General features: G+C 64.0%; 13 protein-coding genes and 1 pseudogene. 10 read left to right on the plus strand and 4 right to left on the minus strand.

Annotation, left to right across the window (positions count from 1 at the left end):
* Positions 1 to 473: 473 nt before the first annotated feature.
* Positions 474 to 1742, minus strand: a pseudogene (locus tag AC30NL_RS18000) (class I SAM-dependent methyltransferase).
* On the opposite strand from AC30NL_RS18000, the gene AC30NL_RS18005 reads away from it, so the two are divergent.
* From AC30NL_RS18005 to AC30NL_RS18025, 5 genes are all read left to right on the plus strand, one after another.
* Positions 1725 to 2990, plus strand: coding sequence for a cystathionine gamma-synthase family protein (locus tag AC30NL_RS18005; protein WP_489465362.1), 1266 nt, complete (start codon positions 1725 to 1727; stop codon positions 2988 to 2990). The pseudogene AC30NL_RS18000 and the gene AC30NL_RS18005 overlap by 18 nt on opposite strands.
* A 100-nt stretch (positions 2991 to 3090) precedes the next feature.
* Positions 3091 to 3417: a hypothetical protein gene (locus tag AC30NL_RS18010; RefSeq protein WP_489465363.1), complete on the plus strand. Its 327-nt coding sequence runs from the start codon at positions 3091 to 3093 to the stop codon at positions 3415 to 3417.
* Between the two features lie 540 nt (positions 3418 to 3957).
* Complete coding sequence (locus AC30NL_RS18015) at positions 3958 to 4227, plus strand: GlsB/YeaQ/YmgE family stress response membrane protein (RefSeq protein WP_489465364.1); 270 nt, start codon at positions 3958 to 3960, stop codon at positions 4225 to 4227.
* Between the two features lie 78 nt (positions 4228 to 4305).
* Positions 4306 to 4809, plus strand: coding sequence for a hypothetical protein (locus AC30NL_RS18020; protein WP_489465365.1), 504 nt, complete (start codon positions 4306 to 4308; stop codon positions 4807 to 4809).
* Positions 4810 to 4893: 84 nt separating this feature from the next.
* The gene (locus AC30NL_RS18025; RefSeq protein ID WP_489465366.1) at positions 4894 to 5277 is read left to right on the plus strand and encodes a DUF3597 domain-containing protein; all 384 of its coding nucleotides are present in this window, start codon (positions 4894 to 4896) and stop codon (positions 5275 to 5277) included.
* A 740-nt stretch (positions 5278 to 6017) separates the two neighbouring features.
* Here the strand turns inward: AC30NL_RS18025 and AC30NL_RS18030 are convergent.
* A complete protein-coding gene (locus AC30NL_RS18030; protein ID WP_489465367.1) occupies positions 6018 to 7178 on the minus strand; it encodes a serine hydrolase domain-containing protein in 1161 nt (386 codons plus the stop codon).
* On the opposite strand from AC30NL_RS18030, the gene AC30NL_RS18035 reads away from it, so the two are divergent.
* From AC30NL_RS18035 to AC30NL_RS18045, 3 genes are all read left to right on the plus strand, one after another.
* Positions 7177 to 7299: a hypothetical protein gene (locus tag AC30NL_RS18035; RefSeq protein WP_489465368.1), complete on the plus strand. Its 123-nt coding sequence runs from the start codon at positions 7177 to 7179 to the stop codon at positions 7297 to 7299. The two genes, AC30NL_RS18030 and AC30NL_RS18035, sit on opposite strands and share 2 nt — an antisense overlap.
* A gap of 426 nt (positions 7300 to 7725) precedes the next feature.
* On the plus strand, positions 7726 to 8712 hold the full coding sequence (locus AC30NL_RS18040) for an alpha/beta hydrolase (protein WP_489465369.1): 987 nt from the start codon (positions 7726 to 7728) through the stop codon (positions 8710 to 8712).
* A 585-nt stretch (positions 8713 to 9297) separates the two neighbouring features.
* Positions 9298 to 10206: a hypothetical protein gene (locus AC30NL_RS18045; RefSeq protein ID WP_489465370.1), complete on the plus strand. Its 909-nt coding sequence runs from the start codon at positions 9298 to 9300 to the stop codon at positions 10204 to 10206.
* A 580-nt stretch (positions 10207 to 10786) separates the two neighbouring features.
* Here the strand turns inward: AC30NL_RS18045 and AC30NL_RS18050 are convergent.
* Positions 10787 to 11209: a hypothetical protein gene (locus tag AC30NL_RS18050; protein WP_489465371.1), complete on the minus strand. Its 423-nt coding sequence runs from the start codon at positions 11207 to 11209 to the stop codon at positions 10787 to 10789.
* 78 nt (positions 11210 to 11287) lie between these two features.
* On the minus strand, positions 11288 to 13126 hold the full coding sequence (locus AC30NL_RS18055; protein ID WP_489465372.1) for a serine hydrolase domain-containing protein: 1839 nt from the start codon (positions 13124 to 13126) through the stop codon (positions 11288 to 11290).
* A gap of 630 nt (positions 13127 to 13756) precedes the next feature.
* Between AC30NL_RS18055 and AC30NL_RS18060 the strand changes: the two genes are divergently transcribed.
* Positions 13757 to 14290 (plus strand): hypothetical protein, encoded by a 534-nt coding sequence (locus tag AC30NL_RS18060; RefSeq protein ID WP_489465373.1) that lies wholly within the window; start codon positions 13757 to 13759, stop codon positions 14288 to 14290.
* A gap of 149 nt (positions 14291 to 14439) precedes the next feature.
* Positions 14440 to 14903, plus strand: a 464-nt coding sequence (locus AC30NL_RS18065; protein ID WP_489465374.1) for a TraI domain-containing protein, incomplete at its 3' end; no start/stop codon positions are given.

Genomic DNA, 14903 nt, shown 5'->3' on the forward strand with positions numbered 1-14903 from the left:
TGGAGCGCCTCGCCGCATATGCGCAGGGCGACCGCACCCAACAAAGCGCACCTGTTCCAAACGCGTGACCGGAGTCGGTTCCGTGCGGTGTCGCTGCCGCGGCCTCGCTTTCGCCTGAACGCTGGATTGCGTGAAGTGGGGCCCATGTCGTGCCCGAGCATTCCAAGCAGCGGGTTGTTACGAGCTTGATCCACTTCCGCACTGAAGAAGTGCTATCCCCTTCTCCGAGCGCGGAGTGGGCTTCGACATCAATGACTCGCAACTCCGTTGCTCGAAATCGACCAACTCGGCCCATGGGCAGCATCCAGGAAGACATGGGTCTCGGATGCCCCGTACGACAGATCCTCCGTGTGCAATGGCCAGCGACTGCTGTTCAAGCCCGTGGTCGTCGCTGTCCGACTCGTTACTGAGGTTCGAGATGAGACGGCCAATGGCAAGCAGCGTTACCGGTCGCTCGCCCAGGGGCGCCCAACTCACGGTCTCGGTTCCATTGCGGTCAATGGGCTCCACGTCTTGAAGCTTCGCCAATGGCCGGTGTCGGAGGTCCTGCCGACATCGCCCGCACTCGACCTGCAGTCTGGATGGCCCAATGACCGCTGCCGACAGCGTCGGAACTCACGCATCCGACCCAAAGGAGTCACATGACATCTGAGATTCAGCGGCAGAAAGCCGACATCGCAGGGCGACCCGCCGCACTCCACCGAACAATTGGCGACGGCTACGCCTTGACGCCGACAGCCAATATGGCTGCCGCCGGGATCTTGAATACGCCGTCTTCCTGATAGCGTCCTATTGCGGACTCGACCGCCGCGATGAGCGCCGCCGCTTTGTTGGCCGGTTGCGATCTGAATGACGGCGGACATTCGCACGGTGCCATCGGTCAGGAGATCGATCAACTGGCGGGCCGATTCGATGGATGCACGCGACTCGAGCTTCTCGGCGCGTGGCGCGGGTGAGCTGAACCCCGCTTCGCGCAAGAGGCGCACGCATGTCCCGATGTCGTTGATCTCGCCTGCAGGCGGCACTGGAAGAGCGGCTACCGGGTTGTCAGTCTCGCGAACGGCGTCGACCACGACCTTCTGGATCATGTGCTCGTCAAAGGATGCCCAGACCGTGAAGCCCAACCGACCCCCGGGGCGCAACACTCTGCGCGCTTCGACCAGGGCCCGGACGGGACACGGAAAGTGGTGGGCACCAAAGCCAATGGCGATGGCGTTGAATGTGTTGTCGGCGAAGGGCAGAGCCTCGGCGTCCGCCTGCCGGAACGGCAATGCCGGATAACGTCTCTATGCTTCCTCGACCATGTTGGGTGAAAAGTCGACTCCCTCGACCTGCGCGCCCGTTGCTGCAGCCATTGCCGTCATGTATGCACTTCCACACGCGACATCGAGAACCTTCGTCTGCGGCCGGGCGCCAATGGCTTCAAGCAGTTGCCCGGCGAATAGGCGGGTGATTGTCTCGAACGAATCTGCATAGCACGACGTCGCGCGTGCCCATCCGGCACGTTCGAATTCCCGGTACGGATGGTCTTCCACGTTCGATGTCATCGCAGCTCCCGGAGTTGTCGGGCGTGCCGACTGCAACTGCCGTATGTTCACGCGCGCCGATCCCGAGACTACCCGTTCGCGGAGTTTGCTGACAGGTGCCGTTGAACCGGGCATGCGATGCCGAAGATGTGTGCCGCCGCGGACCGAACAGCCGACGCGGGCGCGACAATTGCGGCCATGACTGCCGAAGCCCATCCCCCCAATGCCGAATCCGATTTGAGCCGCTTACTGCACGCCGATCGCCGGGCCGGCGTCGAGCATGGGGCACTGCACAAGCCGCTGCACATCTCCGCCACCTTTGGATACGCCACGGCGGCCGAGCTGGTGGCGGTGTTCCAGGGTGCCAATCCGGGCTTCGTCTACGCGCGCCAGGGCAACCCCACCGGCGGCGCGCTTGAAGGCAAGCTGGCGTTGTTAGAAGGGAGCCGCGCTGCGGCGGGCTTTTCCACCGGCATGGCGGCCATCGCCGGCATCTTGCTCGCGCTGCTCAAGGCGGGCGACCATTTGGTAGTCAGTCGGCACCTGTTTGGCAACACGCGCAGCCTGTTGCAGACAGTGCAAGGCCTCGGCATCGACGTCGACTTCGTCGATGCCGCAGAGGCGGGCAGCGTGGAGGCAGCGTTGCGCCAGTCGACGCGGCTGGTCTTTGTCGAGACCATTGCCAACCCCGGCACGCAGGTGCCCGACCTAGCCGGCATCGGCCGCTTGTGCGCCGAGCGTGGCTTGCTCTATGTCGTCGACAACACAATGACGACACCGGCCCTGCTGCGCGCACGTGACGTCGGCGCGGGCCTGATAGTGCATTCGCTGACCAAGGGCCTGTCGGGTCACGGCGATGCGATGGGCGGCGCGGTCATCGACACTGGACTGTTCGACTGGACACGCTGGCCACACATTGCTGAGCCCTTCCGCATTGGAGACCCGGCTGGGTGGGGCCTGTTGCAAATCAAGAAACGCGGCCTGCGCGACTTCGGTGCCACGTTGCGGCCCGAGGACGCGCACCGCATCGCCACCGGACTGGAGACGCTGGAACTGCGCATCGGCACGACCAACGCCAACGCACGAGTGCTGGCGCAGTGGCTGGAACAGCAAGCCGGCGTGGCTCGGGTGTACTACCCGGGCTTGGCCAGCCACCCGCAGCATGCGCGCGCGGCCGGACTGTTCGGCGGCCGCTTCGGCTCGCTGCTGAGTTTCGAGCTGAAACATGGCATCGACCCGTTGGCCGTATTGGACCGGCTGCGGCTGATCATCCTGTCCAGCCACCTGAGCGACAACCGTACGCTGGCGATTCCGGTGGCGCAGACGATCTTCTGGGAGCTCGGCGCCGAACGTCGCGCCGAGATGGGCATAGCCGATGGCCTGGTCCGACTGTCGGTAGGTATCGAGCCGGTGGCAGACCTTCAGGCCGACCTGGGTAATGCTCTCGCACCATTCAATGGCTGACCAGCCGCCGGTCCGCGTACTGACTGTTCCGATAGCTGACCGTGGCGATCGACTGTTCATGGCCGGCAGTGGAGTTCCCGGGCTTCGCTGACAGCCGCCCTTGGCGAGCCAAGCCCATGCATCGAAAGTCAGCTTCCTGGCGCTGCCCCGTACTCACACTGCCGGCCATGAGCTGACGGTGGCTAAAGGCAGCTTCCCGGCATCTCATCTCGTCGGGTTGGCGCCGGAAGCGACCGCACGGTGGTCGCCCAAGGGCTGGCGAACAGGGCTGGGTACACACCGGTACCAGATCAGGCAGCGCCTGGTCCTGCGCTGGACGGCGTCCACCAGCATGGCCGGACAAGATCATTGTCGCGCCCCACTGCGCGACGTCGCAGGCATGGTGCGCTACGCAATCCGCCGCGACCTGGTGCAGCCCGTGGTCTGAACTTGCGCAATCTGTGTTCTATGCGGGTTACAGAACAGACAGCTTCATCCCGTGGCATCAGGCTGGTCGACCGCGACTTGTTGCGGAAGTGGAAGAAGTCGCTTCGCGTTCGGCGCTTGAGGAACCGCGACGGCAGCCTTACGCTGTTGCGAGCCGTAACGGTTCGCAGCGCCTGAGGACCCGGGAAACGGCAGGCGGCGAAGACCCGCGGCCGTTCGTTGCCGCGCCGTGGCACTCTGAGCTGGGCGCTCATGGACCACCGACGGACGGCCGCGAGGAGCCGGCCTTGCTGAATGCCCCGCTTCTGCAGCGGTCGTTCGATGGCACGAAACCTGGGCCGGCCGGGCTGCCAATGCATTCCGGTCGCTGGCGCCATCGGCGCGCCGGAGCCACTGCACGCGATTCGATGCCAGAGCCGACCACGACGCTGACTCGCACCATCTCAGGCGATTCGATGACGCGCATTCGGCGTCGTCTCCTACGAGACTTTCGCGGCCGCCACTTACCGTACATCCACCTTAACGCAGTAGCGAGATCGGCATGAACTTCATTATCTGGCTCGTCGTCGGTGGCTTGATCGGCTGGATCGCCAGCATCATCATGAAAACCAACGCGCAGCAGGGCATGTTCCTGAACATCGTCGTCGGTGTCATCGGCGCCATGCTCGGCGGTTGGTTCCTAGCCCCGCTGTTAGGCACCGGCACAATTAACAGCAACGACTTCAGCATTGCCGGTCTGGGCGTTTCGCTGCTGGGGGCCATCCTCCTCCTCGCCATCGTCAATTTCTTCAGGCGCGGCAGGGCCGCCTGATCCCCAGCCGGCGTCCGCCCTCGCTGGCGGACAGCCGTTCCGCTGTCGACAGACAGCCCCACCAGATCGGAGCTCGGCATGAGCCTCATGGACGTCTTGAATTCCTATATCGCCCGGCCGACCGACACGCATCAGGATTTCGATGAAGTCGCCGCCCAGGTGCCCGCCGACGCTCTGGGCAATGGCATCGCCGAAGCCTTTCGGTCCGACCGCACGCCGGACTTCGGCCAGATGACCGCCAGCCTGTTCGGCCAATCCGATCCGCAGCAGAAGGCCGGGCTGTTAGCGCAACTCGCCGGCGCCATCGGCCCGGGGATCCTCGCCACCATCGCCGGTGGCGCGCTGGGCCGTTTCATGCAGGGGCGAACAGCAGCGGTCAGTGCCCCGACCCCGGAATCCGGCGCAACGCAGGTCAGCGATGCTCAGGTCCGGGAGATCGCCGAAGCCGCCCGGCAAAGCGACCCCGGCGTGCTGGACCGTGTCGGCGCCTATTACGCCCAACATCCCGATGTGGTCAAGGTCCTCGGCGGCACGGCACTGGCCATTGCGCTCGGCCAGATCGCCCAGCGAATGAAACGCTGATTTGCACGGCGTCACCAGCTCGAGTGCGACGCGCCGACCTGCGCGCTCGAGTCCTCCCACCTCATCTCCATGAATGGAATTGCCATGAGCATCTTCAGCAGCATCCTCGCCAAGATCTTTCCCTCGTCACACCCCGCGGTTGTTGCAACGGCACCGCCCCCCGCAACGGCCAGCGCGACCCCCGCCGTGGCGCCTGCCGCTGCGGTTCTCTCCGAGGTGGACGTGGAGAAGATCCTCGGCGAACGCGCCGCCGGCCACGCGGAAAAGCTGAACTGGCGCACGTCGATCGTCGACCTGATGAAACTCCTCGACCTCGACAGCAGCCTGGCGGCACGCAAGACGCTGGCTGCTGAACTGCACTACGCGGGCGACACCAGCGATTCGGCGACGATGAACATCTGGCTGCAGAAGCAGGTGATGGCCAAGCTGGCGGCCAACGGCGGCAAGGTGCCTGCCGATCTGATGTGATCGATTGCCTCGCGCCTCAATGGGCGAGGAAAGAAAACGCGAACGGCGCTCGAGAGGGCGCCTTTCCCAGGATCAGGCCGATCAGCCGACCGCGCGACTGACCTGACCGTTCGATTGACGTGGTTCAAGGGTTGCCGGCCACTGGCTTGGACGCAAAGTTCTCGACGTCAGCCTGCAAGGTCTAAGGCTCGGCTCTGCGCTTACATCGCCTTGATGTGTCATTGACGCTTCGTGCTCTCTGCTGCGGGCCGCCGCCGGGTGCCCGATTGCGGGTCCGATCGGCGGCTTCCGGACGGTGATTTCGAAGCAGTGACTGTCGCTCATGGGTCGGCAGCGGCAGTTCGCCGCGTGCTGATGCCGTCGTTCAGCCGCGCTGGTCGCTCGGCCGTCGGCTACCACCCGCGAACGACAGCTGTTGAGGTGAACCAGCCATAAGCCCAAAAAATTGCCAAGGCCTGCTTTCTGCAGCTGCCGACATTCGGCGGCCAAACTCCAACGTCTGCAGACAGTCTGGTCCTGCTGTTCGGTCGGCCGGCTTGAACGTCAGCAGATGGCCGCGGGTGTGAGTTCGCAGCCGCGCCGGTCAGCTGCCCTTCGCATCGAGTGCGTCTCCCACCAAGGACAGGTATCAGCGACCTCGCGGAATTCACACTCGCGGCCAATCACCTACCGGTCGCGTGCGGCGGCTTTTCGACGGCCAGACTGGCTCGTGTCAGGCAGAAAAGCCTGGCTCGCGCGAGTCAAGGCCCATATTCCCAGTGCCAGGGTGCACCGGTTTCGCCGAGGATCGATGCCACGATCCCAGGAAACGCCTTCTCGGCGCGGACATCGTTGGAAAGCAGCACGACGCAGCGAGCCGACCGCGCGAGGCAGACCCACGTGTTACCCGCGTAGTCCTCGTGGCCGCCTTTGAAGAAACCTGGCCCTTGCGGACCGTCGAATACGACCAAGCCCAGACCGGCAGCAAGATGCGTTCGGCGACGCTCCGTCGGCACCTCAGCCTGAAAGGTCGGGAATTCCGTCGCGGTGGTGATCGGTCCTTGCGGTGAGGTCATAGCGCTGCGCGACGTAGCCGACAACCCCTCGCCGAGCACGAAGCCCGCGACGAAGCGCGCATAGTCCTCGACGGTGGTGTCCATCGAACTAGCCGCTGCGGCGCGCTGTCGGCGCGGATGCGGGCGCGGTTCCCCCGTCGACGTGTAGCCGTCGGCCTGGTTGTCGGCACTGCCCTGCTGCCACGTCAGGCTGGTATGGCGCATCTCGAAGCGCTGAAAGACGCGGCGGCGCAATTCGGCATCGACATCCAGTCCGAGCCCGCGCTCGAGCACAAACTGCAACAGGTTGATGCCAGCGCCAGAATAGGCGAAGCGTGCACCCGGATCGAAGTGCAGGCGAAGCTTTCCATCCGGTTCGAGCGCGGGCACGTTGGGTAGGCCCGAGCGGTGACTGAGCAGCATGCGCGGCGTGATCGCACGCCACCGCTCGTCACCGAAAAGGTCGTTCCACACCGGGTACGGTCGCTGCGGCGGATAGCTTGGCAGCGGCTGCGTCAGGTAGCGTGAAATCGGTGCGTCGAGATCGATGCGCCCTTCGTCGGCGAGTTGCATGACGAGGTATGCGAATACCGGCTTGGTCAGCGAGGCGGCCACCATCACCGTGTCGTCGCGCAACGGTTCGCCGGCCTCGTTGCGACGACCGAACGCGCGAACGTAGACCACTCGTCCGGCGTCTATCACGGCGACCGCCATGCCTTTGGCATGGACCTGAGCCATTGCGCCGGGCACCATCGTGTCGATCGCAACCGGTGCGGCCAAGTGGGCGGCAGCGTTGTCTGGAGTCTGAGCGCAAGCGGTGAGCAAGCCTGCCAGGGTGACGACCGTGAGGACGAGGTGTGAGCGCATGGCCGTGATTGTGCTTCTGGCGCGCAATTGGCCGCAGCACTCGGGCGAGCAGCTTCCGCCGCGACCGCTTTTCGGCGATGAATTCGACGAGTCGAGCGGCAACTCAGGGTCGGAAGTGTGAGGTCGCCGGCCTGAGCAGCAGACATTTGATCGGCCTCGACGTCGGATGGCATCGCCCGCGCAACAGCGACTCGCTGTGTCAGCAGTACCTTGAGACCGGTCGTTGGTCCCGCATTCGCGTACGTTCCTGAATGACCGGAAGGGAGCCGAGACCGTGAGTTCGGAGGCCGATCACGAGCGACGGCACACGCTGCGCTGCTGTTGTTCGATCGGCCGAATCGAGCGGCCGCGTTTGGCCGCGACTGTGAATTCGCCGAGCTTGCATAAAGCTGCCCTTGGCGTGGCGAGGCATCTCGATGCGAGCGACAGCTTACAGGCGCGGCTGAGAACTAAACACTCGCGGCCTGGTGGCCCACTGCGGGGGCACCGTGCCCGTGCCAATGCGCGGTATTCTCGGTGTCCGGTCGACTTTCCAATTGGGCAACGCATGAAGTTTGCGTCAAGCATTGTTCTGTCAGGCGCCTGCCTGCTGGCCAGTTCGGCGTCGGCGCAGGCTGCCTTCTCGGAGACCTTCCTAGAAGTGCCAGGGCGCACGGGCACTCTCAAAGGGACCTTGCTCGTCCCGAACTCGAATCCAAGCGCGGTCGTTCTCATCGTCCCGGGCTCGGGGCCGACGGACCGCGACGGCAACAACCTGCTCGGCGTGAAGGCATCGACCTACCGACTTCTTGCCGAAGGACTCGCGTCGCACGGCGTGGCAACGCTGCGTATCGACAAGCGCGGCATGTTCGCGAGCGCCGCGGCGGCGAAAGACGCCAATGCGGTCACCATCGGCGACTATGTCGATGACGTGCAGTCCTGGGTGACCATTCTCAGGAGCGAGACTCACGCGCCCTGCGTGTGGGTTCTGGGGCATAGCGAGGGCGGCCTGGTCGCATTGGCCTCGGCGAAAGATCTGCAAGGCGAATGCGGGTTCATTCTGGCCGCGACCGCTGGCAGACCGATGGGCGAAGTCTTGCGCAACCAGCTCAAGGCTAACCCGGCCAATGCGCCTTTGTTGGGCCAGGCGCTGTCAGCGATCGACGCGCTGGAACAGAGTCGACGGGTCGACACGAAAGACATGCATCCGGCACTGCAGGTGCTTTTCAATCCCGCGGTGCAGGGGTTCCTGATCAGCGCATTTTCCTATGACCCGACCCGCCTTATTTCGGGCATTGCCAAACCGGTACTCGTGCTTCAGGGGCAACGTGATCTTCAGGTCAACGAGGCAGATGCCCGGGTGCTCAAACAGGCTGGTCGACGAGCGAGTCTCGTACTCCTTCCCGATGTGAACCATGTGCTCAAGTCCGTCACCTCGGATGACCCGCGGTCAAATATCGCGACATACGCCGATCCTGGACTGCCCCTCGCGCCTGGCGTCGTCGACGCGATCTCGGAATTCCTGGCAAGCAACGCAGTCACATCGGGCAGGTGAGGCAAACCTGGCCCGTTGCCGCGTCGACATGCGAACGGCACCAGTCGGCCATGAGGTGTCACACGCGTGCGTCTGCTTCGGCGACGTCAAAGCAAAAGGCCTGGCGGGTAGGGAGCCCGGTTCACCGCCAGCCTTCGTGGCGATGTGTGCGTTCATCTGTGACTCGGCCGAAGGTTACCTGGCCGCCTCGCAGGAGCACCGGGGGCGGCATCGCCAACAACTACACTGACATCGCACCGGTGGTCCAGATCAGCGAGGTTGTCGTCGAGCGGTCGGATCGTTGATCGCATCGGACTGAGCTGACGACACCCGGGCGCCTAGTGTCGGCCACAACCGGCCGTTCAAGCTCACTCTGGAAGCCGTCGTTCCGTCAGCAGAGATTGAATGCGCTGGGCCTGCCCGGACCGCTTGGATGCTGAACCCTTGAGCGACGGCCAAGTCGATTACGAAGGCGCGCGGCAGCAGCTCTCCCGAGCCCCCTCTTGCCAGTGGGTGGATCTGCGCGGCTATTGCCGGGCTGCCTGTCAGTGGCTGCATGCGCGGGCACCTTCGGCATACTCTCCCGCACCATTTTGAGGAGATCGCATGTGGGATTTGATGGCTGCATGGCTCGCCCTAAAGCAGTTCTTTGCTTCGAACCTGTTCAGCTCGGCCCTCGTCGCCCTCGCCGGCGCATTCTTCGGCGCGAAGACCGCTCAGGGCACCGCTGATCGCAATCGATTTCGCGATGACATGGTTGAAGAGATACGCGACACGAATGCCGCCATCTCGCTGTCCTTTGCAATCAGCAACTCGGTGATGGCTATCAAGCGGCAGCATCTGCGTTCGCTGAAGGAAGCGTTTGTGCGCGACAAGAACGCGCTAGTCGAGTACGAGCGCAAGCGAAGGACTGGGGGGATTCAGGGGAATGCGCCGTACGAGCTCAGGGTCGATTTGAGATACCTTCCGATTCCCAGCCCACCGACAGACACGCTCCAAGCGCACGTTCTGGATCGTCTTTCAGTCGTGGGACGCCCGCTGAACCTCGCTGTATCAATCAGCGAGTCGGCCGCCGCCCTGCGCGAATCAATGTCGAATCGCAACGAGCAGATCAAAGCGTTCCGAGCGGAGGGAGCACCACGCGATAGAGCGTTCATGGCACGCTACTTCGGCCTTCCATCAGGCGACGGCGAACTCGACGAAATCTACTCGACCACGATCGATGCCATGGTCCTTCACGCAGACTGTTTGATCTACTTCACATACCTACTGTGCATTGATCTGAAAGAACATGGTGACGAGCTCGTTGGCAAGTACAAAGGGCGACTCGGCAGCAAGGCAGCGCCACAAGTGACTGAGGTGGATTTCTCTCCTGCGAAAGCCGATAACTTGATCCCGCCGGACGAGGAGTTCGCGAGTTGGCTCACGGCGTTTGTCAAGCGTCCGAAGCCATTGCCCCTCAGTAAGCGCGCTTTGCTCGCGCTGCGCATAAATCGAAAGCAAGCGACAGGTTGAGCAGTCCGGTGTCTCAGTCTTCATCGCGCGGGCCGTGGATTTGCACTATGGAAGACAGCCTCTGTCTCAGACTGTGTCTCAGACTGTTGTCTCGTACTTTGTTGGAGCTGAGCACGGATGATCTGACGGAATGAGGTCGGTCGGGCGGGCGCCCTAGCTTGGCTTGCCCCGGCTGACGCGTGCCCCCCTGAGTCCAGGCCTCGCCGGCGAAAGGATGACCGAAAGGGCCGCTATGCTGCGCGCGGCCGAACTACTTCAGCCGGCCACAAGCCGTCATCGCCAACGCGCTCGAAAATCCTGCCTCAGCGAACCGGCGAAAGGCAGCTTTACGGCGACGTACCTGGGCCTAACTTTGGCCCGACCCGGCCACAAGGTGCCGCACGACCAAATGCCGCAAAGCAGCCGTTCACGGTTAGACAGTGCTTCTAAAGCGTTGGCCCAGCCGGCTGGATTGAGCGACAACGCAACGAAGTCAACGAAGACGCGTACACGAGCCGCCAGCTGGTGTCTGGCCAGCCGCTGTATCGCCAACTTGCTCTGGGCGCGGAACCCCGGCTGGCGCTTCCGAAAATGCACATCATCAACGGTGGCGCCCACGCCGATAGGCGCCGAGCCCATCGGACACAGCGCCGACCAGATTGCCGCGCCGATCCCAGGCGCCGCATGAGAGTTCGCGTCTCGGCGATGTGGTCTCGAGCGGGCTCGCCTTCGCGGCCTTGACCAGCGGCGCCGCGTCGTAGCACCACGTTCGGCGATCCACCAGCCTCTTGCGCTGCGGCTGCTGGTGGATTTCCTCGCCGAGCGCTTCGGCGGCGCCGAGCCGCCGTGGGATCGAGCCGGGAAGGCCAAGGCGCGACGAAGACCATCTTGATGAAGGCTCCGCGTCGTAGATGCGCAGAACCTTGACCTGTTTGCGACCGTGCCGATCAGTTGCGTAACGTGTAAGACACGACGAGGTGGCGATGCGGGGAAGCCCGAAGTCCAAACTTGTGCTGAGCGCCATCACCTGCGCAACGGCAGGTGTCGCACAAGTCTTACCTCGACGCGACGCTCGCCCAGTTGTGTGGGCGGCACGCTAATGCTAATCGCCGACACGGTCGAAAGTCCAACCCGAGAAGCGCACGCGTGGCGACTCGCCGTCGCGATGTTCTATCTGCAGCAGTGGACCCGCATCAGCCAACGGGCCGACCACGCGCGCAGCCGTCTCCGACAGAGGCTGCAACAGTGCCACCTGTGCTCCTCCGCCAAAGGCCCGGTGCAGCTTGTACTGCACCCAAAGTCGGCCCTCGGACTGGTGCAAGCGAACCTCGTCCACCGTGGAAATTGCCGCCGGGTCGCCTTCTGCCAGCCGTGGCTTGTACTTGCCCGTCCAGCCCGCGACGTACGGTGGCAGCGACGCCGCGGGCAGCTTTTCGCCAGCGACCATACGCTCGCCGTCCAGCACGGCAATCAAGACCTGCCGTCCCTGGACCTGACGACATTCGAAACCCATTTTCGACAACGGTCCGAGTTCGATCGGAAGGAGGCCGCCCAGGCGGTATCGCAGGCCGAAGCGACCGGCCTCGCCCTCGCGCAGTTCGAGCCGGCGCCCGCCGGCATATACGCTCAGATGCTCGCCATCGGGAACCATGGAGATAGGACCGGCCAGGGTCATATAGTCGCCGGCGGCGCAGGCCGTTCGCACGGTCTGCCACTGCTCGGGCGGCCAAGCTTGCGCCACCGGAACGAAACCGGGTACGTGTTCCGTCTGCCGGATGCCCGTGCGCGCCTCCAGCAGCAGCGCGAGCGCGCGCTGCGCGACGCGGTTGACGGAGTCGCCGGCGGCGCCATCGTTCGAGGCGACCACGACCCCGAGCTTGTGCTGCGGCAGCAGCATCAGTTGGCTGCGGAAGTACATGGTGGCGCCGCCGTGGTGGGCTACCGGGCCGCCTCCGTGCACGGTGTCGGTGCCGAATGTCGTCAGCATCCACCCCAGGCCGACTCGCATGTCTGCGTCCAGCGGCAGGTCGGCGTACTGGCGTTCGAGCATCGCCGCCTGCTGCTCGGCCGGCAGCACGACGTCTCCCGTCGCGTTGCGACCGTTGGCGAACTGCATCATCAGGAAGCGACCGAGATCGGTGACGCTGGCGTTGAGGCCGCCAGCCGGCACGTCACGCAAGGCGGGCTCGCGCTGCAGCTCGCCCTGGTAGTGGCCACGTGCCATGCCGGGTTCGTCGGGGACGGCGGCACTGAACCGTGCGTCGCGCAGGCCTAGTGGTGCGAGCACCGCACTCTGCAGGCGCTGCTCGAAGGATTCGCCGGAGGCGGCCTCGATCATCGCGCCGACCAGATCGAGGCCGACGTTCGAATACATCAGCATCTGCCCGGGGGGTGCGTCGACCTGGTAGTCGGCCAGGGAATGAAGCATCGCGCGAAAGTCGCGCGATGGCGCAGGAGCCTCCTGCAGCCACATGCCACCAGCCATGTCCCGAGGCAGGCCTGCATGGTGCGTCATCAACTGCCGCAGCGTGATGTCGCCTGCCTGCGGCCAGGCGCTGCCAATGCGGAACCATGGAAGCGTGCGTTGCACGGGGGCGTCCAGATCCAGCGTCCCTTGCGCAACCAACTGCATTGCGGCCGTATCGGTGAACAGCTTGCTGATCGAGCCGACGCGGTAACGCGTTTGCGCTGACGCGGGCACCCGTGCAGCAGCATCAGCCCAACCGAAGCCGTCGGCCCAGACGATGCGCTGATCATCGACCAGTGCAATGCTGAATCCGGCCAGTTTTCGCTGCGCGAGCTCATGCCTGATGTAGGCACCAAGCTGTTGCTGCACTCCATCCAGGTCGTTGCGCAGCACCGGCTCAGGCCGAGGAGGCGCGCTGGCGCAGGCAGCCAGAAGCGCGCACAGGGCGAGTGCTGCGGCAAAGTGTCGTGCCATAGGTGTCGAAGGAGTGCAAAGGCGGGCATTGTGCAATACAAGGGGCAGCCAACATCACCTGGAGCTCAACCTCCGCCAGCAGCCCCCGGGTCTGGTGCGAGTCCGCTTCTGACCGACCGCCGGAGGCCACGAACGACCGCTTCGTAGATGCGAAACGTGACGAATCTGGACCCGCCGTCGTGCAACTTTGGAGCGGGTCGACGGGCCGGTATGGGTCGGCAGCGTCAGGTCGCCGCGTGCTGATGCCGTCGTTCAGCCGCGCTGGTCGCTCGCCCGTCAGTTACCACCCGCGAACGACAGTTGTTGAGGTGGACCAGCCATTCACCCAAAAAATTGCCAAGGCCTGCTTTCTGCAGCCGCCGACATTCGGCGACCAAAATCCAGCGACAGCACACAGTCTTGAAGCGACGGTCGATCGTCTTCAACGAAGGATCGGTCGTGGCCGTGACTTTGAGTTCGCCAGCCGACGTGAAGCGCGTGCTACGTCGCGGCCTGAGAAGCGACCGATACGACGGTCACAGCCAGCAGCGCCGGCCAACCCCGCACTACATCGATTCTGCAGCCCAAGCAAGCCGAAACTCCCGGCACGTGCCGAAGGGTTTAGGACGGCAACTCGGGCATCGTTGACGCATGATTCGCGCGGTGAACCCCCTCTCCGCGGCAAACCGCCCGGTCCGCGACCCCGCGGATCGGCAAGCTGCAATCTTCGGCATCAACCAGGCCCTCAAGACCCTGGACCTTCAAGAGTGGAGCTGGACGGTTCTGGATTGGTTGCGCCTCTACGATGGTTTTGAACAGTACCTGCCGCCCCACGACGATCCGATGCTCGGTACCGCACGCGTATTCGCGAGCATCGTGCGTCGTCGCACCAATGTGCGTGTCATCGTCAGCGACATCATCAAGGACATCGAGGAGCAGCCCTTCTTGCACTGGCATGCCCAGTGGATGGATGTGCAGGGCGCAGCCGTCGGCAAACCATGGAAACCGTTGGGTGAGCCCGCCGTGCCCTTCTGGGAGTTTCTCCAAAACAAGCCGGATGGCGCGCACGAGCTGCGCACCCAGCACCTGCCGCCCATGCATGTGGACTCGCAAGCGTTACGCAACTGGCTCGTCGCCGGCTACCTGCGCTTTGTGCTGCCGCGCCGCAACCCCACGACACCCTGAGATCGGGGCGCGGCGGCTGACGGTTGCAACGCCGTGGTTCAACCCAACAGATTCAGCCCATGCGTGGGAGTGGACCAAGATCGGATTCGATTCGGGACCGCTCTCGGTAATGCAAACGTTCGTGCCACTGTACTGAGGCAACGCCATCCGTGCTCGAGTTGCTGCTGATCCTTGCCGTACTACTGCTATCGGTGGCAGTGTGGCTGCAACTGTCGTCCAACCCCCGTTGGATTCACCTGCTGCCCCAGATCACGTTCACGCGTCGTGTACCAGGTGCGGAATCTGTGGTGGTCGAGTTGCCGGCTGAACCGGCGCCCACGATCAACATCGGTGGCCAAGCCCCGGGACATCTGGCCGTGCTCACCCATCAGCAGCTGCTGCAAGTCACCGGAGCCGATCAGTTGCTCCAACACCTGGCGCGTCACTCGCGCCTGGCCAAGACAGTGTTCGAGCGAGATCTGCTGCCGGCGGTCCAGCGTTATGCGGAGTTCGTGCAGTTGATGCCTGCGTCCGAATCGCATCATCACGCCAATGTCGGCGGCTTGCTGGCGCACACCCTGGAGACGGCGCATCACGCCCTGGTTCTGCGCGGCGGCTACTTGCTGCCGCGCAA

The organism is Rhizobacter sp., from assembly GCA_021153565.1.
Lineage (GTDB): Bacteria > Pseudomonadota > Gammaproteobacteria > Burkholderiales > Burkholderiaceae_C > Albitalea.

Excerpts from the sequence above, each read along its gene's own strand:
- AC30NL_RS18005 (WP_489465362.1), top strand. The coding sequence starts at position 1,725 with ATGACTGCCGAAGCCCATCCCCCCAATGCCGAATCCGATTTGAGCCGC.
- AC30NL_RS18050 (WP_489465371.1), bottom strand. The coding sequence starts at position 11,209 with ATGGCGCTCAGCACAAGTTTGGACTTCGGGCTTCCCCGCATCGCCACC.
- AC30NL_RS18045 (WP_489465370.1), top strand. The coding sequence starts at position 9,298 with ATGTGGGATTTGATGGCTGCATGGCTCGCCCTAAAGCAGTTCTTTGCT.
- AC30NL_RS18015 (WP_489465364.1), top strand. The coding sequence starts at position 3,958 with ATGAACTTCATTATCTGGCTCGTCGTCGGTGGCTTGATCGGCTGGATC.
- AC30NL_RS18035 (WP_489465368.1), top strand. The coding sequence starts at position 7,177 with ATGGCCGTGATTGTGCTTCTGGCGCGCAATTGGCCGCAGCACTCGGGC.
- AC30NL_RS18060 (WP_489465373.1), top strand. The coding sequence starts at position 13,757 with ATGATTCGCGCGGTGAACCCCCTCTCCGCGGCAAACCGCCCGGTCCGC.
- AC30NL_RS18030 (WP_489465367.1), bottom strand. The coding sequence starts at position 7,178 with ATGCGCTCACACCTCGTCCTCACGGTCGTCACCCTGGCAGGCTTGCTC.
- AC30NL_RS18025 (WP_489465366.1), top strand. The coding sequence starts at position 4,894 with ATGAGCATCTTCAGCAGCATCCTCGCCAAGATCTTTCCCTCGTCACAC.
- AC30NL_RS18040 (WP_489465369.1), top strand. The coding sequence starts at position 7,726 with ATGAAGTTTGCGTCAAGCATTGTTCTGTCAGGCGCCTGCCTGCTGGCC.
- AC30NL_RS18055 (WP_489465372.1), bottom strand. The coding sequence starts at position 13,126 with ATGGCACGACACTTTGCCGCAGCACTCGCCCTGTGCGCGCTTCTGGCT.
- AC30NL_RS18020 (WP_489465365.1), top strand. The coding sequence starts at position 4,306 with ATGAGCCTCATGGACGTCTTGAATTCCTATATCGCCCGGCCGACCGAC.